General features: G+C 67.3%; 27 protein-coding genes and 1 tRNA gene. 11 read left to right on the top strand and 17 right to left on the bottom strand.

Annotation, left to right across the window (positions count from 1 at the left end; genetic code table 11):
- Positions 1-32: 32 nt before the first annotated feature.
- Entirely contained in the window at positions 33-1,250 is a 1,218-nt protein-coding gene (locus KYX69_RS13555) for an FAD-dependent monooxygenase (RefSeq protein ID WP_300498232.1), read from the top strand.
- Positions 1,251-1,315: 65 nt separating this feature from the next.
- Here KYX69_RS13555 and KYX69_RS13550 read toward each other — a convergent pair whose 3' ends face one another.
- The 3 genes from KYX69_RS13550 to KYX69_RS13540 all read right to left on the bottom strand — a co-directional run bounded on the left by KYX69_RS13550 (position 1,316) and on the right by KYX69_RS13540 (position 3,195).
- A complete protein-coding gene (locus KYX69_RS13550) occupies positions 1,316-1,576 on the bottom strand; it encodes a hypothetical protein (RefSeq protein ID WP_300498230.1) in 261 nt (86 codons plus the stop codon).
- A 90-nt stretch (positions 1,577-1,666) separates the two neighbouring features.
- On the bottom strand, positions 1,667-2,287 hold the full coding sequence (locus KYX69_RS13545; RefSeq protein WP_300498228.1) for an LON peptidase substrate-binding domain-containing protein: 621 nt from the start codon (positions 2,285-2,287) through the stop codon (positions 1,667-1,669).
- Entirely contained in the window at positions 2,284-3,195 is a 912-nt protein-coding gene (locus KYX69_RS13540; RefSeq protein WP_300498226.1) for a tetratricopeptide repeat protein, read from the bottom strand. The genes KYX69_RS13545 and KYX69_RS13540 overlap by 4 nt, the downstream gene beginning before the upstream one ends.
- A 187-nt stretch (positions 3,196-3,382) precedes the next feature.
- Between KYX69_RS13540 and KYX69_RS13535 the strand changes: the two genes are divergently transcribed.
- The 4 genes from KYX69_RS13535 (at position 3,383) to KYX69_RS13520 (ending at position 6,069) form a co-directional block, all read left to right on the top strand.
- Positions 3,383-3,457, top strand: a tRNA-Gly gene (locus tag KYX69_RS13535).
- Positions 3,458-3,648: 191 nt separating this feature from the next.
- Positions 3,649-4,104 carry a DUF2147 domain-containing protein gene (locus KYX69_RS13530; protein WP_300498224.1) on the top strand — a complete coding sequence of 152 codons (456 nt, stop codon included), beginning with the start codon at positions 3,649-3,651 and terminating at the stop codon, positions 4,102-4,104.
- A 34-nt stretch (positions 4,105-4,138) separates the two neighbouring features.
- Positions 4,139-4,939, top strand: a complete 801-nt coding sequence (locus KYX69_RS13525) for a DUF72 domain-containing protein (RefSeq protein ID WP_300498222.1) — start codon at positions 4,139-4,141, stop codon at positions 4,937-4,939.
- A 44-nt stretch (positions 4,940-4,983) separates the two neighbouring features.
- Positions 4,984-6,069, top strand: coding sequence for an acyltransferase (locus KYX69_RS13520; protein ID WP_300498220.1), 1,086 nt, complete (start codon positions 4,984-4,986; stop codon positions 6,067-6,069).
- Here KYX69_RS13520 and KYX69_RS13515 read toward each other — a convergent pair.
- From KYX69_RS13515 to KYX69_RS13455, 13 genes are all read right to left on the bottom strand, one after another.
- Positions 6,020-7,171 carry an FAD-dependent oxidoreductase gene (locus KYX69_RS13515; protein ID WP_367280208.1) on the bottom strand — a complete coding sequence of 384 codons (1,152 nt, stop codon included), beginning with the start codon at positions 7,169-7,171 and terminating at the stop codon, positions 6,020-6,022. The genes KYX69_RS13520 and KYX69_RS13515 overlap by 50 nt on opposite strands.
- A 22-nt stretch (positions 7,172-7,193) precedes the next feature.
- The gene (locus tag KYX69_RS13510) at positions 7,194-8,312 is read right to left on the bottom strand and encodes a CaiB/BaiF CoA-transferase family protein (RefSeq protein ID WP_300498219.1); all 1,119 of its coding nucleotides are present in this window, start codon (positions 8,310-8,312) and stop codon (positions 7,194-7,196) included.
- Positions 8,309-8,827, bottom strand: coding sequence for a GNAT family N-acetyltransferase (locus tag KYX69_RS13505; protein ID WP_300498217.1), 519 nt, complete (start codon positions 8,825-8,827; stop codon positions 8,309-8,311). The genes KYX69_RS13510 and KYX69_RS13505 overlap by 4 nt, the downstream gene beginning before the upstream one ends.
- On the bottom strand, positions 8,827-10,011 hold the full coding sequence (locus tag KYX69_RS13500) for an acyl-CoA dehydrogenase (protein ID WP_300498215.1): 1,185 nt from the start codon (positions 10,009-10,011) through the stop codon (positions 8,827-8,829). The genes KYX69_RS13505 and KYX69_RS13500 overlap by 1 nt, the downstream gene beginning before the upstream one ends.
- Before the next feature lies 1 nt (position 10,012).
- Positions 10,013-10,882 carry a hypothetical protein gene (locus KYX69_RS13495; protein WP_300498214.1) on the bottom strand — a complete coding sequence of 290 codons (870 nt, stop codon included), beginning with the start codon at positions 10,880-10,882 and terminating at the stop codon, positions 10,013-10,015.
- Between the two features lie 24 nt (positions 10,883-10,906).
- Positions 10,907-11,578: a uroporphyrinogen-III synthase gene (locus tag KYX69_RS13490; protein ID WP_300498213.1), complete on the bottom strand. Its 672-nt coding sequence runs from the start codon at positions 11,576-11,578 to the stop codon at positions 10,907-10,909.
- Complete coding sequence (gene hemC / locus KYX69_RS13485) at positions 11,578-12,489, bottom strand: hydroxymethylbilane synthase (RefSeq protein ID WP_300498211.1); 912 nt, start codon at positions 12,487-12,489, stop codon at positions 11,578-11,580. The genes KYX69_RS13490 and hemC overlap by 1 nt, the downstream gene beginning before the upstream one ends.
- A gap of 40 nt (positions 12,490-12,529) precedes the next feature.
- Positions 12,530-13,726, bottom strand: coding sequence for an acetyl-CoA C-acyltransferase (locus tag KYX69_RS13480; protein ID WP_300498210.1), 1,197 nt, complete (start codon positions 13,724-13,726; stop codon positions 12,530-12,532).
- A 67-nt stretch (positions 13,727-13,793) separates the two neighbouring features.
- A complete protein-coding gene (locus tag KYX69_RS13475) occupies positions 13,794-14,579 on the bottom strand; it encodes a crotonase/enoyl-CoA hydratase family protein (protein WP_300498208.1) in 786 nt (261 codons plus the stop codon).
- Positions 14,580-14,614: 35 nt separating this feature from the next.
- A complete protein-coding gene (locus tag KYX69_RS13470; protein WP_300498206.1) occupies positions 14,615-15,169 on the bottom strand; it encodes a response regulator transcription factor in 555 nt (184 codons plus the stop codon).
- Positions 15,170-15,176: 7 nt separating this feature from the next.
- Positions 15,177-16,106, bottom strand: a complete 930-nt coding sequence (locus tag KYX69_RS13465; RefSeq protein ID WP_300498205.1) for a transposase — start codon at positions 16,104-16,106, stop codon at positions 15,177-15,179.
- On the bottom strand, positions 16,103-17,005 hold the full coding sequence (locus KYX69_RS13460; protein ID WP_300498203.1) for a hypothetical protein: 903 nt from the start codon (positions 17,003-17,005) through the stop codon (positions 16,103-16,105). The genes KYX69_RS13465 and KYX69_RS13460 overlap by 4 nt, the downstream gene beginning before the upstream one ends.
- Positions 17,002-17,163 (bottom strand): hypothetical protein, encoded by a 162-nt coding sequence (locus KYX69_RS13455; RefSeq protein ID WP_300498201.1) that lies wholly within the window; start codon positions 17,161-17,163, stop codon positions 17,002-17,004. Before KYX69_RS13455 ends, KYX69_RS13460 begins: the two co-directional genes overlap by 4 nt.
- A gap of 113 nt (positions 17,164-17,276) precedes the next feature.
- Between KYX69_RS13455 and KYX69_RS13450 the strand changes: the two genes are divergently transcribed.
- Positions 17,277-17,714 (top strand): PaaI family thioesterase, encoded by a 438-nt coding sequence (locus KYX69_RS13450; RefSeq protein WP_066658351.1) that lies wholly within the window; start codon positions 17,277-17,279, stop codon positions 17,712-17,714.
- Positions 17,711-18,097 carry a PaaI family thioesterase gene (locus KYX69_RS13445; protein ID WP_300498199.1) on the top strand — a complete coding sequence of 129 codons (387 nt, stop codon included), beginning with the start codon at positions 17,711-17,713 and terminating at the stop codon, positions 18,095-18,097. The genes KYX69_RS13450 and KYX69_RS13445 overlap by 4 nt, the downstream gene beginning before the upstream one ends.
- A 3-nt stretch (positions 18,098-18,100) precedes the next feature.
- On the opposite strand, the gene KYX69_RS13440 is transcribed toward KYX69_RS13445, so the two are convergent.
- Positions 18,101-19,234, bottom strand: coding sequence for a PQQ-dependent sugar dehydrogenase (locus KYX69_RS13440; RefSeq protein WP_300498197.1), 1,134 nt, complete (start codon positions 19,232-19,234; stop codon positions 18,101-18,103).
- Positions 19,235-19,456: 222 nt separating this feature from the next.
- On the opposite strand from KYX69_RS13440, the gene rimP reads away from it, so the two are divergent.
- From rimP to KYX69_RS13420, 4 genes are all read left to right on the top strand, one after another.
- The gene (gene rimP / locus KYX69_RS13435) at positions 19,457-20,002 is read left to right on the top strand and encodes a ribosome maturation protein RimP (protein WP_300498195.1); all 546 of its coding nucleotides are present in this window, start codon (positions 19,457-19,459) and stop codon (positions 20,000-20,002) included.
- Entirely contained in the window at positions 20,002-21,630 is a 1,629-nt protein-coding gene (gene nusA / locus KYX69_RS13430) for a transcription termination factor NusA (protein WP_300498193.1), read from the top strand. The genes rimP and nusA overlap by 1 nt, the downstream gene beginning before the upstream one ends.
- Positions 21,631-21,643: 13 nt before the next feature.
- On the top strand, positions 21,644-22,279 hold the full coding sequence (locus KYX69_RS13425; protein WP_300498410.1) for a DUF448 domain-containing protein: 636 nt from the start codon (positions 21,644-21,646) through the stop codon (positions 22,277-22,279).
- A 79-nt stretch (positions 22,280-22,358) separates the two neighbouring features.
- Positions 22,359-22,606 (top strand): translation initiation factor IF-2 associated domain-containing protein (locus KYX69_RS13420; RefSeq protein WP_300498191.1); only part of this gene is annotated, 248 nt, incomplete at its 3' end.

Below are 22,606 nucleotides of genomic sequence, written 5' to 3'. Positions count from 1 at the left end.
CGTCAAGGCGAGCGAGCGCCTAACTGCGGGATATGACCCAGGCAGACCTTCTCATTCTCGGCGGCGGACTGGTCGGGAGCGCGCTTGCCGTGGCGCTCGACGCGCATGGCATCTCCAGCATCGTGATCGACCCGGCGGACCCGGACGCAATCCTGGCGGCCAGCCATGACGGGCGCGCATCCGCCATCGCCGCCGCGCCGCTGCGCATGCTGGAGGCAATCGGCCTCGCCGATGATCTGGCGGGCAAGGGGTGCCCGATCGAGAGCATTCGCGTGTCGGATGGGTTGAAGCCCGGCAAGCTCGATTTCGATCCGCAGGAGGGGGAGGGCGCGCTCGGCACGATGTTCGAGAATCGCGACCTGCGCCGGGCGCTGATGGCGGCGGCGGAGCGTGCGCCGCTGGCCGATGTGCGGATGAAGACGCGCGCGGTGTCGGTCGAGCGCGACGCGGCTGGTGTCACCGCGACGCTTGATTCGGGTGAGACAGTGCGCGCGCAATTGCTGATCGGCGCTGAGGGGCGTGCATCGCCGACGCGCGACGCCGCGCTGCTGCGGGTGGCGCGCTGGAACTACGATCACGCGGCGATCGTGACCTCGCTCCATCACGAGCATAGCCACGAGAATACCGCGTTCGAGATCTTCTACCCGCAGGGGCCGTTCGCGATTCTTCCGCTGCGTGATGACGAAAACGGCCACCGTTCGGCGATCGTGTGGTCGGTGAAGCGCAGCGAAGAGGCGGGGATGATGAAGCTGTCCGAACGCGGCTTTCTCGCCGAGGCGGACAAGAAGATGGGCGGGTTCCTCGGCAAGCTCGGGCCGCTTGGGCCGCGCTTCAGCTATCCGCTCGGCTTCCACCATGCCGCGAAGATCACGGCGGAGCGGCTGGCGCTGGTCGGCGACGCCGCGCACGGCATCCACCCGATTGCGGGGCAGGGGGTCAATGTCGGCTTCCGCGACGTGGCAGCTTTGGTCGAGGTGCTGGTCGAGGGGAAAAGGCTGGGGCTCGACATGTGCGATCCCGCCCTGCTGTCGCGCTACGAACGCTGGCGCAGCCTCGACACGATGATGGTCAGCATCGCCACCGACGCGCTGACGCATCTGTTCGGCCTTCCGGGCGGCGCGGCGAACGCGGCGCGGCGGTTCGGGCTGTCGGCGGTGGACAAGGTGCCGACGCTGAAAAACTGGTTCATGGCCGAAGCACGCGGCGAATCGGGCAAGGTGCCGCGATTGCTGCATGGGGAGATGGCGTAGATCATTACCACCGTCGCCCCGGCCTTGAGCCGGGGCTGGGCTTCTTGGAGTGGATGCGTGAGGCGTTAGCCTCGCTTGCGGTCTCTGACGCGGTCAACAATCGACTGAATTGCCAGCTCGTCACCTGAGAGCGACAGGCCGATGTAGGTTTCGGCCTCGACAGTCAGCGGCGTTCCGTCGAGCTTGTACTGTAAGGTATTGATTTCCTGAGAGCCGGCTACGCCCCAGTTTCGGAAAACTTCCTCCGCGCCCAATTCGCGAAGCACATCGAGCAGAGTGTTGGTGAGCGCGAGGTCATGCTCCGCTCCGAGGACTAGCTTGACCACTTCCTTTAGCCCCCTTCATGGCTGGCGTTCGCCGCTCGCAAAGAAAAGCCCTGTCCCGGGTCGAGTCCGGGACGACGCGAGGGGAACGGGTCACTGCAACGTCCCCTCTTCCCCCTCGTGCCGGCCGAAAAACTGCATCAGCTGGATGATCAGCTCGGCGCGGTCGGCGATGGTGTCGGCTTCCAGCAGCGCCTGTTTTGCGGCGGGGTCGAAGGGGGCGATCTGGGCGATGCCGTTGACGAGATTCTGGTCATCGAGCCGCGCGACCGCTTCCCAGTCGACGGCATAGCCCTGCACCTCGGCAAAGCGGCGCGATTCGAGTTCGAGTGCGGCGCGGGCACCCATCGACAGGGTTTCGTCGACCGGGTCGGCGATCAGCTCGGCCTCGACCTGGCGGAACAGGGTGGTCACCTCCAGCTCACGCAAGATCCGGAAGCGCGACAGCCCCTCCAGCACCACGTTGAAGCGGCCATCCTCCATCGCCTCGACATCGGCAATGCGGCCGACACAGCCGATCTCGAACAAGGGCGGCTTGTCCCCGCCCCCCTTGGGCTGAATCATCGCGATGCGGCGGTCGCGGGCAAGGCTGTCATTGACCATCGCCCGGTAGCGCGGCTCGAAAATATGCAGCGGCAAATGCATGCCGGGGAACAGCAGCGCCCCGGGCAGCGGGAAGATCGAGAGGCGCGTGCCGGTCGCCAATGCGGTCATCCGAACAGGATCGCGGACAGCTTGCGGCGATGTGCCGACACCCACGGATCCTCGAGCCCGACCGCTTCGAACAGCTTGAGCAGTCGCGCGCGGGCGGCGCCGTCATTCCATTCCTTATCCTCGGCGATCATCGCCAGCAGCGTGTCGGCCGCAGCCTGACGGTCGCTGCCCATCAGCGCGCCGGCCAGCTCGTAGCGTGCCTCCATGTCGCCGGTCGCGGCCTTGGCGCGCAGTTCGCCGAGTTCATCGTCACCGGCAGCGGCGGGAGCCTCCTGTGCCAGGCTGAGTGCGGCGCGGGCGCGTTCGACCTCGGGCGCCTTGGCGGCGTCATCTGGCAAAGCGGCGAGCACGGCGGCGGCCTCATCGAGTCGCGCGAGCGCGGTCAATGCACGGGCGCGACCGGCGGCGGCTTGTGCATTGTCGGGGGCGATCTCGGCAATCTGTTCGAAGATCGACAGCGCGCGTTCGGTCTCGCCGCCCGCCAGCACCTCTTCGCCCATCGCCAGTAGCGGCTCGAGCTCGGCGGCCTGCGCGGCCTCGTCGCTTTCGACCGGAATCTGGCGCAGGATCTGGTCGAGCATCGCCTTGAGCTGCGATTCGGTGCGCGCGTTGGTCAGGTCTGCGACCAGCTGGCCCTGGAACATCGCATAGACGGTCGGGATCGATCGCACCTGGAACTGCGCGGCGATGAACTGATTCGCGTCGACGTCGATCTTGGCGAGCATCACGCCCTTGTCGGCATAGTCCGCCGCGACCTTTTCCAGCACCGGGGCGAGCGCCTTGCACGGCCCGCACCATTCCGCCCAGAAATCGAGGATGACGAGCTTCGTCATCGACGGTTCGGCGATGTCGCGGCGAAATGCCTCGACGGCGTCCTTGTCGGCGGCGGAAAGTCCTAGCGTGGCCACGGCGAATCCCTTGTCGTTCGAGCAATGCGTTGCGCCCTATTTGGGCGCTCGCGGGCTCAGGGCCAACCCCCTGAGCGGGAATCGCGAATCCCGCAACTTCCCCCTTGCAGACCCACAAACCCGCTGCTAGAGGCCGCCACCTTGCCCCGCCCCCTCCGCTGCGAGTGGGCACATATGGCGCCAGAGAGCGGGCGTAGCTCAGGGGTAGAGCACAACCTTGCCAAGGTTGGGGTCGAGGGTTCGAATCCCTTCGCCCGCTCCAGTCGCCGCGGTGGCAGCACCATCCGCTATGTCGCTGAACCGATTGCCGCGCGCGACACTTCGCGAACGCGGCGTTTCGCAAATTGCCCCCTTCCCGCCCTTTTCGCGCCGGGTCTGGCCCCTAATTATCTGTTCAAACAGGATTTCAGCGCGCGGAAGCGCGATTCCGACGGACATACAGGAGTTTAGACCATGACGATCGAGGGACCGGTGCGGCGCACGGCGCGTCCGCGGGCATGGATGATGGCGGTGGCCGGGCTGGCGATGCTGGCCGCGCCGCTGGGTGGCGCCACCGCCGCCGGCAATGGCGCGACGCAGCTGGTGTCGAGCGAATGGCGCAACCCGAGTAACAGCGTGCATATCCGCATCACCCCATGCGGCGACGACCGCATGTGCGGGACGGTGATCTGGGCGAGCGACAAGGCCAAGGCCGATGCGCGCAGGGGCGGCACCGACAAGCTGGTCGGCGCAAACCTGTTTCGAGAATTCCGGCAGGTCGCGCCCGGCCAGTATAAGGGCCGTGTGTTCGTGCCCGACATGAACCGCACCTTTAGCGGCCAGATGCGCGTCCAGGGCAATGCGATGATCGGCAAGGGCTGCGTGCTCGGCTTTATCTGCAAGTCGCAGACCTGGACGCGTATTTCGTGATGTGAGGCGGGCAGCGGCGCGCTAAGCACGCGGCATGACGCACGCACCCATTCGCACCGGCATCGGTGGCTGGACCTTCGAACGTTGGCGCGGGACCTTTTACCCTGACGGTCTCGCGCAGAAGAAGGAGCTGGAGTTCGCCAGCCGCCAGCTCGGCGCGATCGAGATCAACGGCACCTATTATTCGGGGTTCAAGCCCGCGACCTTTGCCGGCTGGGCGGCGAGTGTGCCCGAGGGGTTCGTATTCGCGGTCAAGGCATCGCGTTATTGCACCAATAGAAAGGTCCTCGCGGACGCTGGCGAATCGATCGCCAAGTTCGTGGGGCAGGGGATTGTCGAGCTGGGCGACAAGCTCGGGCCGATCCTGTGGCAGTTCATGGCAACCAAGAAGTTCGACGCGGCGGATTTCGGGGCGTTCTTGAAGCTGCTGCCCGCATCACATGATGGTGTGACGCTGCGCCATGCGGTGCAGGTGCGGCATCAGAGTTTCGCGGTGCCCGAGTTCGTGGCGATGTGCCGCGATGCGGGTGTCGCGATCGTCTATGCCCACTCGCCCGAATACCCCGCGATTGCCGATGTGACCGGCGATTTCGTCTATGCGCGGCTGGAGTCGGGGGAGGACGACAACCCGCTTTGCTATCCCGAGGCCGAGCTGGATCGCTGGGCGGAAGCGGCGACGTGCTGGGCAGCCGGCGGGCGGCCAGCGGGCCTGCCCTATGTCGCGGAGGGCGATCCGCCCGCGACACCGCGCGAAACCTTTGTGTTCCTGATCCACGGCGGAAAGGTGCGGGCGCCCGCCGGGGCGCAGGCGCTGGCGACACGGGTGCGCGGCTGAACGCGACCGGGGAACAGTCTGCGCCGCCCGCAGCGTGGTTCCATATGGATGCGATGCGCGCGGTGCTCGCGGTGACGGTCGCGTTCGGGCATTTGTGGGGGCTGCTGGTTGAGGATTACCGGCCGACCGCGTCGGTGCTGGTCAATTTCGGCTATTTCCTTGCCGGGTTCGCGCATTCGGCGGTGATTTTGTTCTTTGTGCTCAGCGGATACTGGATCGCGCGCAGCGTGTCGGCGCGGGCCGAGCGGGGTTGGCGCTGGGACGATTATCTGATCGACCGGGTCGCGCGGTTGGGGATCGTGCTGGTCCCGGCCCTCATGTTGGGCGGAATGCTCGATTGGATCGGCTATCATCTGCGGGAGCTGCCCACGCACTATGGGCTGACGGGCGCGTGGGTGTTCACGCAGGATCTGTCGCAATCGCTGACGCTGCGCGCGCTGGTCGGCAATCTGCTGTTCCTGCAGCATCTGATCGTCCCCCCCTTTGGCAGCAACGGGCCGTTGTGGAGCCTGGCGTTCGAATTCTGGTATTATCTGTGGTTTCCGGCGCTCTGGCTGGCGCTGCGCTATCGGCGGCCCGGCATTGCGCTGGCGACGTTGGGAATCGCGTTCGCCAATCCGGAGATCGCGCTCGGCTTCCTCAGCTGGCTGTGCGGCGCGGCGTTGCTTGGCGCGGAGCGGCGCTGGCCGGATTTGCGCCTGCCGCGCTGGACGCCGGTTCCGGCCGGGCTGCTTTGCCTCGCCGCATTGCTATGGGGGCGGACGGGTGATTTCGGGGTCGAGGATCCGATCGAGGCTGCCAGCTTCGCGCTGTTCCTGTTTACACTGCTGCGCAGTGATCCGCCCCGCATCGCCGCTTTGCGCCCGCTCGCCAGCTTTGGTGCACAGGCGAGCTTCTCGCTCTATGCGATCCACTTCCCATTGATTGCGCTGGCGGCGGGGTGGATCGTCGGCGACGCGCGGCTGGCGCCCGGGGGTGAGGCTGTGTTGGCAGTAGTGGCGATTCTGATACTGGCGCTCGCCGCGGCGTGGCTGTTCGCGGCGCGGACCGAGGCGCACACCGGGGCGCTGCGCAACTGGATCAGAAGGCGAGTCCAAGGCGGGCGAGCGGGTGACCCACCGCCCCGCTGACCAACGCCGCCTGTGCCGCAGTAAGCGGCCACAGCTTCGACACAGGCCCCATTACCCGGTCGCGCAGCCAGGGGATCGCAGCGCCATCGGACTGATAGACCGGGGTCAGCAAACGACTGAGCAGCTGATAGAGTTGAATCTGGTCGCGACGCAGGCGGATGGTTTCGGCGAGCGCATCGGGCAGGGTGCGCGCGCGCCGTAGACCCAATGCGAGGGCATAGGCGTCGAGCAACGCCATGTTCGCGCCCTGCCCCAGCTGCGGGCTGGTCGAATGCCAGGAATCGCCGAGATGGATCAGGCCGGGTTCGACCGGCTGGCGCAAGGTGCGGTGCGCGTAGCTGGCAAAGGTCAGCTGGTCGGGATCGGTGATCTGGTCGAGCAGCGGCGCGGTCGCGGGCCAAAGCGCCAGCAGCTCGTCCTTCCATGCAGCGAGGCCGGTCGCGCGCCAGTCGGCGAGGCGATCACCGCGCAGCGACCAGAACAGCGCCGCGCGCGGCCCCGTCGCATGGCGCGGCGTTCCGATCGGCAGCACGCCGGTCATCACGCTGGCGCGGCGATAGCGTTGCTGGAGCGCATCGGGGATGAAGTCGCCCGCCCAGTCGAGATCGGCCCACAGCGCGCCGAACGCCAACGGACGCGTCGCGGGGACGAGCGGGGAGCGGCTGCCCATCGCATCGACGATCAGGTCGAACCGCGCGGTCTGCGGGCCATCCGCGAAGTGCAGCCGACCGTCCGCGCACGCCGTGATCGCACGACCGGCTTGGATTTCGATCCCCTCGGCCAGCACGGCATCGTGAAGGATCGCGAACAGCGTTGCCCGGTGCACGCCGATCCCGACGCCACAGTGCTTCAATGCGGCATAGCGCACGTCGAGCACGCAGTGCTTCCCGGCATGGCCGATCAGCCTTGTGACCGACGCGCCACGCGTGATCAGCTCTGCCTCCAGTCCCAGCGCGCGCAGAACAGCCTGCCCGGTCGGCTGGATCAGCAGGCCCGAACCGAGCGGGCGGGGGCTTTCAAAGCGCTCGAACAGTGTGACGCGATGACCGTCGCGGTGGAGCAGCAAGGCTGCGGCCAGCCCGGCAGTGCCGCATCCTGCCACCGCGATATCCAGCGGGGGCAGCTTAATCCTCCACCGGTCGCGCCGGGCTGGCGCGGTCGGACACCATGCGCTGCCCGTCGATCACGATCGGGCTGGCAACGCCCGGAAGGCCCTCCGCCGCGATCTGCATGCCGCGTGCGATCACCTGCGGGTCGGCGAACACCTCGTCCACGGTGTTGATCGGCCCGGCGGGGACGCCCTGTGCCTCGAGCGCATCGGACAGCGCCTGTTTGGTCCAATCGGCAACTGCCGCCTGAATCGGTGCGATCAGGCGCGCGCGGTTGCGCACGCGCGCGGGATTGGTCGCGAAATCGGGATCGTCGGCCAGGGGGAGGCCGAGGACGGTGCACAGCTTGCGGAACTGGCCGTCATTGCCCACCGCGATGATCAGGTCGCCGTCGCGGGCCGTAAACGCTTGATAGGGGGCGAGGTTGGCGTGACCATTGCCCATGCGGTGCGGGACCTTGGCCGGGTTGGCCATCCAGTTCAGCGCCTGGTTGGCGAGCACTGCGACCTGGGTGTCGAGCAGCGCCATGTCGATATGCGCGCCAACTCCCGTCGCATCCCGCTGACGCAGCACGGCGAGGATCGCGACGGCGGAATAGACGCCGGTGAAGATGTCGGCATAGGCGATCCCGGCCTTTTGCGGCGCGCCATCGGGTTCGCCGGTCAGCGACATGATCCCGCCCATCCCCTGAATGATGAAATCATAGCCAGCGCGGTGGGCATAGGGACCGGTCTGGCCAAAGCCGGTGATCGAACAGGTGATCAGGCGCGGGTTGAGTGCGCTCAGGCTGGCATGGTCGAGGCCATATTTGATTAGCCCGCCGACCTTGTAGTTTTCGATCACGACATCGGCGTCGGCGACCAGTGCGCGAACTTCGGCCTGACCCTCCGGGGTTGTGATATCGATGAAGCGGGCGGTCTTCCCGCGATTGGCCGAGTGGTAATAAGCGGCGTCGCGGCTTACCCCTTCGCTGTCATGCAGGAAGGGTGGCCCCCAGTGGCGGGTGTCGTCGCCGGCGCCGGGGCGCTCGACCTTGATCACCTCTGCCCCCAGATCGGCGAGCAGCTGCCCGCACCACGGCCCGGCAAGGATGCGGGCGAGTTCGACCACCTTGACCCCGGCGAGCGGCTTCATGCGCGGCAAATCTCGTAGACGACATGGTCGGGGAAGGATTTTCCGCCGCCGCGATGGGTGCGACCGGGGATCAGGCGCCCGCCGATCTTCTCCATCGCGCCGCGCGAGCGCAGATTGTCCTGCCCGACGATGAACACGACGCGATTCACGAAGCGGTGGATATGGTCGAGCATCAGCCGCTTGATCTCGCGGTTATAGGTGCCGCCCCAATGGCTCCGCGCGATGAAGGTCCAGCCTATCTCGATCTCGTCTTCGTCCGGCACCCAGCAGTCATAGCGGCTCGACCCGATGACCGCGCCGGTTGCCTTGTCGAGGATCGCGAGTCCACCGCCACACGCCAGCGCGTCGTCGAAGAATTTGCGGAACACCGGTTCCTGCCAGCGGTCGTTAGCCGGGTGGAGTTCCCAGATCAGCGGGTCCGACGCAACGGCGAAGAGGGCGTCCCAATCACCCTCTTGGAGAGGGCGAATCGTGACCAGTTCGCCGTCGAGGAGCGGCTGCCGATCCGGCTCCATCAGAACGCAGCGATGCCCGTGATCGCGCGACCGAGGAGCAGGCCGTGGACGTCGTGCGTGCCCTCATAGGTGTTGACCGTTTCGAGGTTGATCGCGTGGCGCATCACATGGAATTCGGCAGAGATGCCGTTGCCGCCATGCATGTCGCGCGCGACGCGGGCGATATCGAGCGCCTTGCCGCAATTGTTGCGTTTGATGATGCTGATCGCCTCGGGTGACAGCGTGCCCTCGTCGAACATCCGGCCTGCGCGCAGTGCAGCCTGCAGGCCGAGCGCGATCTCGGTCTCCATGTTTGCGAGCTTCAGCTGCACCAGCTGGGTCGCGGCGAGCGGGCGGCCGAACTGGTGACGGTCGAGCGTATATTGACGGGCGGCCTGCATGCAGGCTTCAGCGGCGCCCATCGTGCCCCACGCGATGCCATAGCGTGCGCGGTTGAGGCAGCCGAATGGACCCTGGAGCCCCTGAACTTCGGGCAGCAGCGCGTCTTCACCCACTTCCACGCCGTCCATCACGATCTCGCCGGTGATCGATGCGCGCAGGCTCAGCTTGCCCTCGATCTTGGGCGCCGAAAGGCCCTTCATCCTCTTTTCGAGGACGAAGCCCTTGATCCCGCCGCCATGTGCGTCGCTTTTGGCCCAGACGACGAAGACATCGGCGATCGGCGAATTGGTGATCCACATCTTGGACCCGGTCAGCTTGTATCCGCCGTCGATCTTCGTCGCGCGGGTGCGCATCCCTGCGGGATCGCTGCCGGCATCGGGCTCGGTCAGGCCGAAACAGCCGACCCATTCGCCGCTGGCGAGCTTGGGCAGATATTTCCGCTTCTGCTCCTCGGTGCCGTACGCATGAATCGGGTGCATGACGAGGCTCGACTGCACGCTCATCGCGCTGCGATAGCCCGAATCGACCGCCTCCACCTCACGCGCGACCAGGCCATAGGCGACATAGCCAAGGCCTGCGCCGCCATAGGTTTCGGGAATCGTCGGGCCGAGCAGGCCGAGCTGGCCCATTTCGCGCATGATTTCGCGGTCGAACGATTCGTCCAGAAATGCGCGGGTGACGCGCGGCAGCAGCTGTTCCTGCGCATAGGCGCGCGCGGCGTCGCGGACCATCCGTTCTTCGTCGGTCAGCTGTGCGTCGAGCGCGAACGGATCCTGCCAGTCGAACCGGCCCATCTCGGCCATCTTACTCTCCCTGAACGGTTTTTTGTGCGGGCGCAGCTGGCGCGGTCGCGCCTGCCGCCGGCTGTGCCTTGCCCTCGATTGCGGCATCCTCAAGCGTGTCGAGCGCGCGGCGCGTCGCGATGTAGCGGCCCGCTGCCGCCATCCAGCTCTCCGCGCCCTGTGCGCCGGGCAGGCGCGACACTTCGGCCAGCGCGGCCTCGACATGCCCCTGTCCCAGCAGACGACGCGCGCGCGCCAGCCGCTCGCGCGGGTGGGGGCTGGGGGCGTCCTGTTTGCGGATGATGACGAGCGTGGACAGCTCGCGCTGGATCGCGCTCAGCCAGCCATCGTCGGGCTGTGACGTCGACAGGCGCGGGGCGATCTGGTCGAATGCGACGCGCAGATCCTCCAGCGTGATCGGCTCGCCCGAGGCGGAGACGACGGTCGCCACCGCGTTGGGCTCCGCCGCGCCGAGTCGGCGGCGCAGTTCACCTGCGACGATGCCGAGCTCCTGTCCGCGTTCCAACGCGCGGCGGGCACCGAACACCAGCATCATCGCTTCGGCGCGCCCGGCATAGCTGGCCGCGACGCGGGCGTCGGCGTCGGTCGCCTTGAGCCGCGCATCGAGCGATTCGAGCCGCGCAGCGAGCGCCTGTTCGCGTGCCGCCAGCGTGGCGACATCCATGCCCGGCGCGGTGACGGGCGCGGCGGAGATCGGCGGCTGGACGACTGTGGCAGGCGCGACGGCGGGTTGGCCCCACCAGTCGCCAGCGCGGTACACGACCGCCATCACCGCCAGGCCGGCGATGAAGGCAATCAGCCCCGCCACCAGAATCATCGTCATGGAATTGCCGCGCGCGGGGGCGGTGGGAACCGGAGCGTCGGGGGTCATGGCCTGCTTATTCTCCCGATGCGCTCAAGGGTCAATCGCCAGCCGCTGCGCAACTTCGATCAGTGCGGTGTCGTCGGGCCGGGGGGCTATGGCAACGCGGTCCCATCCGCGCCCATCGGCATCGGCGGCGCGCGCGCTGATCGCCGCGATGCGGAGCGATGTGCGGGGGATGCGATGAGTGTCGAGCTGCGCTGCCAATTGCCGCATCGCGCGGGCGGAATGGACCAGAGCAACCGTGCCGGACAGGCTCAGCGCCTGCGCTCCGGTGATCGCGATGGTTTCGCTGGCATAGACCGGAATGATCGCGCGGATCGCCGGATGCTCGATCGCGATCCGGTCGCGTCCGGCCAGCCAGAGCAGCCGCTGCGACCAGGGCTGGCGGGCGAGCAGGGTTTCGACGCCATATTGGCCGTGTTCGATCACACGCAGACCGGCGTGTTCGGAGGCGCGTGCGGTCTCCCGACCCACTGCCAGCACCGGGAGGCGGGCGAGCACATCCAGTCCCGGTCCGGCATGCCGCGCGGCATTGGCGCTGGTCAGCAGCAGCGCGTCGAAGCTGGCGGGATCGGGCGGGGTCCAGTCAAGCGGGACAACCGCAAAGAGCGGCAGCACCAGCGGATCGAGTCCGGCCGCGCGCACGCGCTCGGCAGTCGCCGCTCCGCCTGGCTCCGGGCGCAGAATGGCAATCGGCCGCATCAATGGCCGAACAGGCGGCGCAGCTGCGGCGAGGCACCGGCCAGCAGCGCCTGGGCATGGTCCACCGCTTCTTCCGCGGTGCCGGAGAGACCGCTACGGTCGATGCGAACATGCTCCGCCCCGTCTTCGCGCAGGATTTCGGCGCGCAGCCGCAGCCCGTCCGGCGCGACCGTCGCCAGCGCCGCGATCGGGGAATGGCAATCGCCGCTGATCGCCGCGAGCAGCGCGCGCTCGGCCCAGACGCAGCGCTCGGTCAGCGCGTCGCCGATCGCGGCGACATGGATGCGGGTCGTCGAATCGTCGGCGCGCACCTCGATCCCGACCGCGCCCTGCGATGGGGCGGGGAGCAGCTGATCGATGTCGATCGCCACCCCGACATCGCCATAGCCCAGCCGGTCGAGCCCGGCGGCGGCGAGCAAAGTGGCGTCAACCTCACCCATCGCGACCTTGGCGCGGCGCGTGTCGACATTGCCGCGCAGCGACAGGATGGTCAGGTCGGGGCGCAGGCGACGCAGCTGCGCGGCGCGGCGCGGCGAGCTTGTGCCGATGCGTGCGCCCTGCGGCAGCGCGGCGATCGACTCAGCTCCGATCAACCGGTCGCGCACATCGGCGCGAGGCAGCATCGCGGCGACGGCGATCGACTCCGGACGGATCGTCTCGACATCCTTCATCGAATGGACGGCAAGGTCGATCTCGCGGTCGAGCAGCGCGCGGTCGAGTTCCTTGGTCCACAGCGCCTTTCCGCCGATTTCGGCCAAGGGCCGGTCCTGCACACGGTCGCCCGTGGTGCGGATCGGCACGATCTCGATTCGCTCCGGCGCCCAGCCATGCGCGGCGAGCAGCGCATCGCGCACCATATTGGCCTGAACAAGCGCGAGCGGCGAACCGCGGGTACCGAGACGAAGCTGCATCGGTGCCGTCTAGCGAAGCGTTCGGGCGATGTCGAAGGGGTCAGGGAATCTCGAATAATCCCGCTGCGCCCATGCCGCCGGCGGTGCACATCGACACTACCACCCAGCGCACCCCGCGCTTGCGTCCTTCGATCAGCGCATGGCCGACCAGCCGCGCGCCGGTCATGCCGAACGGATGGCCGATCGCGATCGCGCCGCCATTGACGTTGTACGTGTCGGGATCGATGCCGAGGTGATCGCGGCAATAGAGGCACTGGCTGGCGAACGCCTCATTGAGTTCCCACAGGCCGATATCCGCGACCGACAGCCCGGCGCGGTCGAGCAGCTTGGGGATCGCGAAGATCGGGCCAATGCCCATTTCGTCAGGGCCGCAGCCCGCCGCCTGAAAGCCGCGATAGATGCCGAGGATGTCCTTGCCCTCGGCCTGCGCGGTGGCGCGGTCCATCACGATCTGCGCGGCGGCGCCGTCTGACAGCTGGCTGGCATTGCCGGCGGTGATGTGGCGGCCTTCCTTGATGACCTGCCCGTCTTTCCACACGGTCTTGAGGCCGGCCAGCGCTTCGATGGTGGTGCCGGGCCGGATGCCCTCGTCCTGCGTCACCGTGACCGTCTCGCTCCCGGTGCGGTTGCCTTCCTTGTCGAACAGCGCCTTTTCGACCGTGATCGGGGCGATCTCCTCCGCGAACGCCCCCTTGGAAAGTCCGGCTTCAGCGCGCTGCTGGCTCTGCGCGGCATAGGCGTCCTGCGCTTCGCGGCTGATGCCATAGCGTTCGGCGACGATCTCCGCCGTCTCGATCATCGGCATGTAGGCGTGGGATTCGTTCGCCAGCACCGACTGGTTGGCAAAGCGCGGCGCGTCCTTGGTCACCGTCAGGCTGATCGATTCCATGCCCCCGGACAGTGCGACATCGATATCCCCCGCGATGATCGAGCGCGCCGCCAGCGCGAGCGCGGTGAGGCCGGAGCCGCACTTGCGGTCGAGCGTGAAGGCGGGGACGCTCTGCGGCAGTCCGGCGGCGAACACCGCCATGCGCCCGGCATTGCCGCCCTGTGTCCCCCATTGATTGCCTACCCCCCAGAAGATGTCGTCGATCCGCGCCGGGTCGATCCCGGCACGCTCGACCGCGGCGTTCATCACATGGGCGGCGAGCACCGGCGCCTCGGTCGCGTTGAACGCGCCGCGATACGCCTTGCCAATGCCCGTCCGGGCGGTGGAGACGATCGCGGCTTCGCGCATGGACATCCTCTCATTCGTATATCGGGTATGGCGATCCTTTATCGTGCGCGGGGCTGCATTGGAAGAGTCAGTCGGTGAAGGTCGGCGTGCGCTTCTGCATATTGGCCATCACCGCCTCCATCTGATTGGGCGAGCGCATCAGCTTGCCCTGCTCGGCGCTTTCGGCTGCCAGGATCGGCCCCGTACTGGCATCGGCGGCCAGATTGGCGAGGCGTTTGGCGGCGCGGATCGCTTCGGGATTGCGCCCGGCAATCGCGGCGGCAATGTCCATCGCAGCAGCATAGGGCGCGTCGGACAGATGTGTGACGAAGCCGAGCGCCGCTGCCTCCGCCGCGTCGAACTCACGCGCGGTATAGGTCAGCTCGCGCAGCACATCGTCGCGCACGGTCGTGCGCCACAGCGCGAACCCGGCCATGTCGGGGACGATGCCCCATTTCATCTCCATGATCGAGCAGCGCGTGTCCGGCGCCATGATACGGATGTCCGCGCCGGACATGATCTGGAAGCCGCCGCCAAACGCGATGCCGTGCACCGCAGCGATCACCGGAACCGGCAAGGTACGCCAGCCCCAGGCGACCTGCTGGAACAGATTGGCCTCGCCATGGCTGCGGGCGTGGATGTCGAGATCGGTACCCCCGCCCGCCATGCTCGCCATGTCGAGCCCGGCGCAAAAGGCGCGCCCCTCGCCCGACAGCACCACCGCGCGCAGGCCGGGCGTGGCGGTAAGCTGATCGATCGCGTCGGCGATCCCTGCGAACATTGCCGGGTCGAGCGCGTTCATCTTGTCCGGCCGCGCCAGCCGAACATCGGCGATGCCGTTGGCGATATGGATGGTTACGCGCTGCTCGGTCATGGCTCCGCTCCGTTCGATCTTGCTTTACGCTTACGTTAATCGGCGATGAGGCGATAGCCTAGCCCCTTGCGACCCTCGATCAGCGCGGTCGGAAACGGGCGGTCGAGCTTGGCGCGCAGGTTGGAAATATGGACCGCGACAACATTGGTGCCGGGGTCGAAGCGAAGTCCCCAGACTTGTTCCAACAGCTCGCTGCGGGGCACGAATCGGCCGTGCGACTCGGCTAGGTAGCGTAGCAGCGCGAACTCGCGCGGAACCAGCGCGATCTGCGTTCCCGCCCGGATGGCGGTGCGTGCGACCGGGTCGAGCGTCAGCGCGCCGACCGTGAGCGGGGTGGCGGCATGGCGCCGCACCCGGACATCGACACGGGCGGCGAGCTCATCGGGATCGACTGGAACAACCACGGCGTCGGACGCGCCGGCTTCGAGCGCCGCGACCAGTGCGGCGCGGTCCTGCGTGAGCGCGATCTGTGGGACGGGCCCGGCCATGATCGCCCGCCCGATCTGCCATCGACACAGGATCGCCGCGACAGGGGGTGCGGGCGCGGCGCGCGCATCGCCGATCTCAAGCCGATAGCCCCGCGCGCGCACGGCCTGGTCAAGCCACGGTATCTCGACTTCGGATAGAATCACCGGGCCCACAGGGCGCTTTTGCGCGGATCGGCTGCACCCTGTCTGCCGCAGATGGGTCCAAAGCGGGGTGATCCGGTGCGGCGCGGGCGATCAGCGCCATGGCCTCCGGGCAGTCCGGTCGCGCCGATGCGAGTGCGGCGAGCGCGGTCGCGCGCATGCGCGGATGCGGGTGGCGGCGGGCGAGGTGGTCGATCAGGTCGAGCCCGTTGCCACCGCCGAGATGCGTGGCGATCGTCGCCAGCCCCTCCGACGGCGCGGTGGTCAGCACGTCGGCGATGGCTCCGGTCGCCGGGTCGAAGCGATGCTGGTCGATCCAGCGATGTGACGGATGGCTCCCCAGGATGTTGAGCGTGACCGAAAAGGCGTCAGGCGGCAGCTGCGCATGCACGTCGCGGCACATGCGATAGAGCATCAGCTGCCCTGGTTCGATCCGGCGACGGCCGGTGAAGCGCATCGGCTGCTCCGGTCGGTCGGGATCATGCTCCCAATAATCGCTCCAATAGCCGGGGCCGAGATAGCCATAGGTCAGGAACGGGAAATTATGGTCGTGCGCCATCCCATAAACGAACGGCGCAGTGCCGCTCGCCTGGACGATGCCGTCATCGCCCGACGGCCAGAAGTTGGCGCGCAGCACGAACCGGCGATTGGGCGGGCGCAGCAGGAACACCTGCGCGCCATAGCTGTTGGCGGCGCTCTGTCCGGCGCAGCGCGTCTTGAGCTCGGCGATGGCGAGGTCGGCGAGGAAATCCCGGTTGCGCCCCAGCCGGGCAAGCAGCGGGCCGAGTGCGGCAAAGCTGTCCTCGTCATGCGGATCGAATGGGGTGGTTTCTAACGCCTCGACCAGGTCGTCGAGGGTGATCGCGCCACCGATGCCGGGGTCGATCAAGCGGGTCATGCGGCGGCGATCCGGGCGTCGAGTCGGTTGAGCGTTTGCGCCGCCGCGGCGCGCACGCCCGGGTCGGGGTCCTTGGCTGCCATTTCGGCCAGCCGGGGCCGTGCGGCGCGTGCGTCAAGCATCAGCCATTCACGCATCGCCGCCCAGCGCAGGTGAAAGGCGGGGTCTCGAGTCATGGCGTCAAAGCTGTCCACCGCATCGCTCCGCCCGCTGGCGCGGAGCAGCGCGAGCAGCAGCTCGGCCCGCGAGGCCCGATCGTCGGCGGTCGCGCTGCGGACGGGTGTGCCATCGGCGATCGCGAATTCGTGGATCAGCGGATCGGCGCCCGGCTTGGCAGTTGCCGTGATGGCAACGACGTCGCTGGCTGCAGCAACGATCAGCCGCCCTTCGCGCCGACCGTCCAGTTCGATCAGGTCACCGTCGTGCAGCGTGAGGCGCGCAATCTCGACGCAGCGGCGTGGGTCGGCATCGGCGAGCCGCCAACGCCGCACCTGTGCCTCCCCGCCCCGGACATACCGGGTCAGCGCGCGCCGCCCCGACAGCACCACCGTGCTTGGCGGATCGATCCCGGCGAGCGCAGCGGCCGATGTGACGCTCGCGGTCAGCGTCACGCTGGGCAGATCGGCGAGCACCACCGCCGTGCGCAGGGCATCGCGGGTCATGCGGAGCGCCGGATCGAACCACGGATCGGCGCGCAGGGCATCGACCAGCGGCGCGATCAGGTCGGCGATCCAGTCGCTGTCGGACAGCAGCACGCGGGCTTGTTCCTGCACCGCGTCCGCATCACCAAGCCCGGCGAACCGGGCGCCAACGCGGTCGCGCACGGCGTCGGCAAAGGCGGCATTGGCGCAAGTCGATCGCGCGCGCACTCCCGACACCGCCGGGGCGAGGCTGGTCAAGCGGCGGTGTCGTAAACGATGATGACGATCGCGACCATCATCTCGAAAATCTCGTCCCCGGCGATTTCCGAAGCGCGGATCGCGCCGTGCATCGCGACCTGAGTGCCCAGCGTGGCGATGTCGGACAGTGCGAGCGTCAGCATGGTCGTGCCCCCCATTTGATGATGGGGTCAGGCTAGGCGGTGACGTCGCAATGGCTGAGTTAATTCGACTTTATGTTGCGTTCGCCCCCGGCTTGCCGTGCGTCACTCGGCCCGCTAGCGCGACCGCCATGAGCGCGGCGCCGATCCCCTTTGACCCCCAACGCTTTTTCACCGCCCGGGTGGGCGGGCATGGCGATGCGCTGGGCATCCGTTATCGCGCTCACGGTCCTGACTGGTGCGAGCTTGCACTGCCGTTCGATCCAAAACTGATCGGCGATGTCGAGCGCGGGGTGCTGGCGTCGGGGCCGATCATCACCCTGCTCGACATGGCGACCAGCGTGGCGGTGTGGATGAAGCGCGGCGGGTTCCTGCCGCATGCGACGCTCGACCTGCGTGTCGATTATCTGCGGCCGGCGGTGGCGGGGCGTGAGGTGATCGGGCGGGGTGAATGCTATCGCGTGACCCGCTCGGTCGGGTTCGTGCGCGGAGTGGCGCATGACGGCGATCCCGACGATCCGGTCGCGCATGTCGCCGGCACCTTCATGTTCATGGAGGGTGCGGCATGAGCTTTGCGCTGCCGCCCTATGCCGAATTGCTCGGCATCACGATCGAGCGCGGGAAGGGGCCTCCGATCCTCGACATGCCGTTCGGCAGCGGCGTGCTGGGGCGTCCGGGGTTCGTCCATGGCGGCGCGCTGTCGGGACTGCTCGAAATGGCAGCGGTCGCCGCGCTGCGGCATGCGCTGGCGGCGGAGGATCGCGAAGGCGCACGGATCAAGCCGGTCAACGTCACCGTCGATTTCATGCGCGGCGGGCGCGAAAAGGTCACGCGCGCACAGGGGAAGGTCAGCCGGCTGGGCAACCGCGTTGCGAATGTCGAGGCATTCGCCTGGCAGGATGACCCGGACCGCCCGGTGGCGGCGGCCCGGATGAATTTCCTGATCGGGTAAGAGTTATTTCCGCGTCAGCTTGAGCAGCCGCCCTTCCGACCCGCGGCCGCCATCTTCGAGCAGCCAGATCGCGCCATCGGGGCCCTCCTCGACCTCACGGATGCGGGCACCCATCGGCCATTGGTCGCCCTTGGTCGCATTGGTACCGTTGACATCGACGCGGACCAGCGCCTGGCTCGACAGGCCGCCGATGAACAGATCGCCCTTCCATTGCGGGAACATCTTGCCCGAATAGACGATCAGCCCGCCCGGCGAGATTGCCGGGTTCCACGACACTTTGGGCGCCTCGAACTCCGGGCGCGTCTTGTGGTCGGGAATGTCGCGCCCGTCATAATGATCGCCGTCCGAGACGATCGGATAGCCATAGTTGCGGCCAGGCAGGACCAGATTGACCTCGTCGCCGCCCTTGGGGCCCATTTCCTGCTCCCACAGATTGCCGGCGCTGTCGAACGCGATGCCGAGCAGGTTGCGATGGCCGTAGGACCAGACGGCCGGGTGGAAACCCTTCGCCGTCAGGCCCGGATCGCCGGCGGGTTTGCCGTCGAGGGTGAGGCGCAGCATCTTGCCGAGCGTGGACTTGGGGTCCTGTGCCGGATCGAACTTCTGGCGCTCGCCATTGGCGAAGAACAGATGCTTGCCGTCGGGGGCAAAGGCGATGCGGCCCGAATAATGGCCGCTGCCCTCGACATAGGGGCTGGCCTGGAACAGCCGCTCGACATTGGTCAGCGTTGGCGCAGTGCCGTCGGTCAGCACCGCGCGGGCAAGGACGACGCCCTTGCCGCCCTGCCCGGCCTCGGAAAAGCTGAAATAGACGCGCTTGCTCTTCGCATAGTCCGGCGCGAGCAGAATTTCCTTGAGCGCGCCTTGCCCGGCGCTGTCGACTGCGGGGACGCCGGTCACTTCGGTCTTGGTCTTGCCGTCGGCGCTGACCATGATCAGCTTGCCGGCCTTTTCGGTCACCAGCATGCGCCCGTCGGGCAGGAAGGTCATCGACCAGGGCGCGTCGAAATCGGCCACCGGGGTCACGGTGAAAGGCAGCGCGCCGGATGCGGCGACGCTTTCCTGGCTGTTGCCGGGCTGGGCCGTGGTGCAGGCGATCAGGACGAACGGCACGGCGGCGATCGGTAACAGGCGCATCAAATCCTCCCAGAAACTGTGCGCGCAACGCGCGAGATGCGACGATGTTGCATGCGAAGCGGCGCGCGAAAAGGGGTCGCAAGGAGCAGACTCGAACGGCTTGCCGTTTGTGCGGCGTGCGCGTATAGGGAGGCCGTTCTCGACATTGGCAACCTTGGCGAGGTCGGACCCACCGGGTCCGGCGGCGACGGGGTGTATCCGGTGCAGTTGGAGTTTTGAGCGTTGACCGATCTGGCAGTCCTGACCGCAATCATCGAGCCCGAGGCACGTGCGCTCGGCTTCGATCTGGTGCGCGTCAAGCTGTTTGGCGGTGAGGGCGACCGTACGCTGCAGGTGATGGCGGAGCGGCCCGACACGCGTCAGCTCAACATCGACGATTGCGCCGACCTGTCGCGCCGCATCTCCGACCGGCTCGATGAACTCGAAGAGGCAGGCCGCGATCCGATCCCCGAAGCGTACCGGTTGGAGGTCAGCTCGCCCGGCATCGACCGGCCGCTGACCCGGCTCAAGGATTTCGCGGACTGGAAGGGGCATGAAGCCCGCATCACGCTCAGCGAGAAGGTCGACGGGCGCAAACAATATAAGGGCGACCTTGCCGGTGTGACCGGTGAGGTGGTCGCGATTACCGACGCGCAGGGCGTCACTTATTCAGTGCCGTTCGGCAAGATCGAGGATGCCAAGCTCCTGATCACCGACCGGCTGATCGCCGCAACCAAGCCGCTCTCGACCGAGGGCGCGGACGAATTCGAAGCAGAGGAACAGGACTGATGGCCACCGCCATTTCCGCCAACAAGGCCGAGCTGATCGCCATCGCCAATTCGGTGGCGTCCGAGAAGATGATCGACAAGGCGATCGTCATCGAGGCGATGGAGGACGCGATCGAGCGTGCCGCCAAGAATCGCTATGGCGTCGAGAACGACATCCGCGCCAAGCTGGACCCGATGACCGGCGACCTGCGCCTGTGGCGCGTGGTCGAGGTGGTCGAGGCCGTCGACGACTATTTCAAGCAGGTCGACCTCAAGGGCGCGCAGAAGATCCAGAAGGATGCCAAGGTCGGCGACTTCATCGTCGATCCGCTGCCGCCGATCGAATTCGGCCGCATCCAGGCGCAGGCAAGCAAGCAGATCATCTTCCAGAAGGTCCGCGACGCCGAGCGTGAGCGCCAGTATGAAGAGTTCAAGGACCGCCAGGGCGAGATCATCACCGGCGTCGTCAAGCGCGTCGAGTTCGGCCATGTCGTGGTCGATCTGGGCCGTGCCGAAGGCGTGATCCGCCGCGACGCACAGATCCCGCGCGAAGTGGTGCGCGTCGGCGACCGCGTCCGCAGCCTGATCCTGAAGGTCGTGCGCGAAACGCGTGGGCCCCAGATCTTCCTGAGCCGCGCGCATCCCGACTTCATGAAGAAGCTGTTCGCGCAGGAAGTCCCGGAAATCTATGACGGGATCATCGAGATCAAGGCCGCTGCCCGCGACCCGGGTTCGCGCGCCAAGATCGGCGTGATTTCGCACGATTCCTCGATCGACCCGGTCGGCGCCTGCGTCGGCATGAAGGGCAGCCGCGTGCAGGCGGTCGTTCAGGAAATGCAGGGCGAGAAGATCGACATCATCCCGTGGTCGCCCGACACCGCGACCTTCGTCGTCAACGCGCTGCAGCCGGCGAACGTCGCGCGCGTCGTCATCGACGAAGAGGATGACCGCATCGAAGTGGTCGTGCCCGACGATCAGCTGAGCCTTGCCATCGGCCGTCGCGGCCAGAATGTCCGCCTCGCCAGCCAGCTGACCGGCAAGGCGATCGACATCATGACCGAGACCGATTCGAGCGAGAAGCGTCAGCAGGAATTCGTCGCCAACAGCGAGATGTTCCAGAACGAACTCGACGTCGACGAGACGCTTGCCCAGCTGCTGGTTGCCGAAGGCTTCAGCCAGCTGGAAGAGGTCGCCTATGTCGAAATCGACGAGCTGGCGAGCATCGAAGGCTTTGACGACGACCTCGCGCAGGAGCTGCAGAGCCGCGCCGCCGAGGCACTTGAGCGCCGCGAAGAGGCAAACCGCGAGGCCCGCCGTGCGCTGGGCGTCGAGGACGATCTGGCGACCATGCCGTATCTGACCGAAGCGATGCTGGTCACACTGGGCAAGGCCGGGATCAAGACGCTCGACGATCTGGCCGATCTCGCCACCGACGAACTGGTCGCCAAGAAGCGCGCCGAACCGCGTCGCCGTGGCGATGGCCCGGCAGCGCCAGTGCGCGAGCAGGACAAGGGCGGCGTGCTCGGCGAGTACGGTCTGACCGACGAGCAGGGCAACGAGATCATCATGGCGGCCCGTGCACACTGGTTCGCGGACGAAGAACCTGCCTCGGCAGGCGAGGAGGACGCTGTTGCGGACTCCGAACAATGAGCGCCCGGTTGAACTGACGGACGGTCAGCGTGCGGATGGGGGTCCCATCCGCACCTGTATCCTCTCGCGCGAGGGTCAGCCTCGCGACGGGCTGATCCGGCTTGCCGTGTCGCCCGATGGCGATGTGCTGCCCGACGTTCGTGCCAAGGCCCCGGGGCGCGGGGCATGGATCGGCGTCGACCGCGCGACGCTGGAGGCGAGCGGCAAGCAGCTGCGCGGCGCGCTGTCGCGGGCGTTCAAGACGAGCGACCTCAACATCCCCGAAGATCTTGGCGCGCGCATCGTGGCGCAGCTCGAACGCGCGTTCCTCGATCGGCTCGGGCTGGAGGCCAAGGCCGGCTATGTGGTGATCGGCGGCGAGCGGATCGAAAAGGCGGGCCGGATGGGCAAGCTGCACCTGCTGCTGCACGCTGCTGACGCTGGGGCGGACGGCTCGCGCAAGCTCGACCAGGCGTTGCGCGTCGGCACTGATCGTGAGGGCTCCGGGGACACGGGGTTCACATTGCCGTTCCCACGCACCATATTGTCCTTGGCGCTTGGCCGCGAAAATGTGGTACATGCAGGCCTGACCGACCCACGAGCAGCGGGGCGGGTGCGCGAAGCACTCGACCGACTGCTCCATTTTATCGGACCCGACCCGGCCCCATAGCCTTGCGAAACCCGCTCGCAAGGCGCATCGGGCCTTGCGGCGATCTGAACGAACGACGAAGAACGACAGGATTAGAGACTTGAGCGATACCGAAAACGACAAGCCGAAACTCGGAATGCGCCAGCCATTGGGGCTGAAGCGCACGGTCGAGACCGGCAAGGTGAAGCAAAGCTTCAGCCACGGACGCTCGAACACCGTCGTGGTCGAAGTGAAGCGCCGCCGCATGCTCGGCCCACAGAGCGGGACCGCCACCGAAGAGGCTGCACCGCCGCCGCCCGCACCTGTCGCCGCGCCGCCGCCGCCGCCGGCCCCCGCGCCGCGTCCCGC

Source organism: Sphingomonas sp. (assembly GCF_030145815.1).
GTDB lineage: Bacteria > Pseudomonadota > Alphaproteobacteria > Sphingomonadales > Sphingomonadaceae > Sphingomonas.
The sequence above is the reverse complement of the archived record's forward strand: the minus strand, read 5'-3'. Positions and strand labels throughout refer to the sequence as shown.